Origin of the sequence: Methanobrevibacter sp., assembly GCF_050872065.1 — an archaeon.
Taxonomy (GTDB): domain Archaea; phylum Methanobacteriota; class Methanobacteria; order Methanobacteriales; family Methanobacteriaceae; genus Methanocatella.
The window spans coordinates 1-2005 of the sequence record NZ_JBNMGD010000088.1 but is presented as its reverse complement, the minus strand read 5'-3'; the positions used below and the strand labels follow the sequence as shown (position 1 = coordinate 2005).

1 protein-coding gene is annotated in these 2005 nt (G+C 29.1%); it reads right to left on the bottom strand.

Features of this window, described 5'->3' with window-relative positions; translation table 11 throughout:
- A partial coding sequence (locus ACR0P1_RS07800; protein WP_432645843.1) for a hypothetical protein occupies positions 1-2005 on the bottom strand: 2005 nt, incomplete at both ends.

The following is a 2005-nucleotide window of genomic DNA, read 5'->3' as shown; positions in this document are numbered from 1 at the left end:
CGTTCCCTTATCTGAGTTTCTAACGATATTCAATATTTGGCTCTTTAATTGTGGTTTTAGATTTTTGATATCAGAAATGGATATTTCTCCTGTTGCTATTTTCGCTGCGTATTCATTAGCAATATTGGATAAATCACTTCCTATATTTTTAATGATTCGTTTTCCATCAGATTTGAACCATCCTCTAAACTTATTACCAATTCTTCTGAACCAATCACCTACTCTTCCATGATAATTGTTTCCATCCATGGCTGCTTCAGAACCAAATGAATTTAATCTCAATTTTTCAAGATTAAATCTATTCTTGTAATCCAGAATTAACTGGTTCTTGTATTCATAATCAGCAAGTTCAGCAGGATATGTTTGAACAAATGGTTTCAAATTTAGATCATCAAATGTAGCAAATTCAGCAATTTCTTCACCTGGATTATTAATTCCATGTGCTTGAACTGAATTTTCCATTTGATACAATCCATTAATGAACTTCTTAAACTTATTTCGTTTCATGGTAGAATTACTGTTAATTATATCCTTGTGTTTCTCATAATTATCCTTTCCAAGTGTTGAATATGCGTACGTATTATTTGAATGTGATCTGTTTTCCTTAATTATATTTCTTAATCCATTAATTCCCTTACCAATTAAGTTTGTAATTGGAGAAAATAATCCTGGAACGAAAGATCCTAATCCATGTCCATTACCACAATAAGAATTTATATTATTCATCTGAAATCTAATATCTAAATCTTCACTATAAGGATTAACTATATCTATACCTCCTTCCTTAAACACTAGGAAGGATAATGATTGACAGCAACAAAACATCGTTGAACTATCATAATTATTTTGAGATAAATTGAAATCATATTTTGCTCCTGCCAATTCAGTTTGATAAGAACTATAACAATTTTTATATTTGAAGTTAATTAATGATGTAAAGTAATCTGCTGAATATCCTAATTGATTTGTTGGTGCAAACTTATAAAACTGTAAATAACTTCCAAACATATTATTATCAACAACCTTCTCAGGAAGATCACCTTTCTTAATATTTTTGAATCCAATCATCATAGCAATAAATCTCTTTACTGTTTTATCACCACTTACTTCCGATACTGATGCCTTAATAGTCCCCTCATTGGTAACATCTACTGATGTTGAGCTATTACTTACTACAGTACCACCTGTAAAATTAAATTTATTTTTAGGATCTGTACTATCACAATAGAAATTAATCTGCTTATTAGTATATATATTACTTGATGTTGAATTATTCTTAATAAACACAAATCCATACATAGTTTTTGTATGACTCACTTTATCTATTTCTGATTGAGATGTAATACTTGAATCTACACTTCTATATTTTTTTGTTACAATTTCTCTGTTTAATATTTTAAAATCAACTGGTGTATAAGTACTGGAACCTGAAGTCACATCTTTAAATCCATCATTTGTATCATTTAAGCTAATTGTTAATTTGAAACTTACCTTAACCCATAGATCATTATCTGTATATTTCGTTAAATAATCATGAGTTATTGAATCATCAAATCTTTCTAAGTTCTTAAATGTTTGAGTTCCAAATCCATTTAATAGATCTTGATACATATCAGTATCTCCATCATAAGTAGGATCTACATGAGTTCCTTCATTAGCAAGCTTCCATAGTTCAGAAGCATTAACTTCTATATCTGAAATTTTCGGTTTATCATAAACAACATGAGAGTGTTCATGAGCAGATAATATAATTACATTATATAGATTATGAACTTCTGAAGAGAAATTAATTACTGATTGAATTGTATTTCCTGTAGTATTGGGTCCAAAATCACCATCTTGTGCATCAATTCTAGTGTTTATATAGGGTCTAAACCATCCTCCATTAGCAATTACATTATTTATTTCAATTTTCTCTTCTTCTGTTGGATAATGACCTGGAACAACTATTCTAAATCCTTCTTTTATTTGATATTTATCTCCTTCTGCTGAAGAACAAGTAAGG